Annotated in this window: 1 protein-coding gene; it reads right to left on the bottom strand. The window is 61.0% G+C overall.

All coding sequences use genetic code 11. The features are described from left to right. Positions 1–410: RNA-guided endonuclease TnpB family protein (locus EXE42_RS17110; RefSeq protein ID WP_137707075.1), on the bottom strand; the 410-nt coding region annotated here is incomplete at both ends.

Below are 410 nucleotides of genomic sequence, written 5' to 3'. Positions count from 1 at the left end.
CCCGCCTCGGACAGCGGTTTCGAGAACTTGCCCAAGGCTCGCTTGCCGATGTTTAGCGCACCGTTCTTGTCGGCGCTGTCGTCCAGCCCACACTCAGGACACTCAAATCGCCCCTGCGTCTCACGGATACCTTCGCGCGCACAGCGGTTACACGTCTGCGACGTTCCGTATTCGTCGACCACCTGTACGTCGATGCCTGCGTCGTGAGCTTTGTACTCGATGTAGTTGAGCAGGCGGGCGAACGGCATCTTGAAGGTCTTGTCGTTGACGTACCGCCCTTTGTCGTTGTCCTCGCGAATCCCGCTGAGGTCGCCCACGACGATCACCGCATTCCGTCTTTCGGCGTCCTCCACGATTCGGCGCGAAATCTTGTGGAGGCGGTCGTCCACCTTTCGCGCCTCAGCGCCACC

This window comes from Halorubrum sp. SP3 (genome assembly GCF_005435195.1).
Taxonomy (GTDB): Archaea; Halobacteriota; Halobacteria; order Halobacteriales; family Haloferacaceae; genus Halorubrum; species Halorubrum sodomense.
This window is presented reverse-complemented; position numbering and strand designations above follow the sequence as displayed.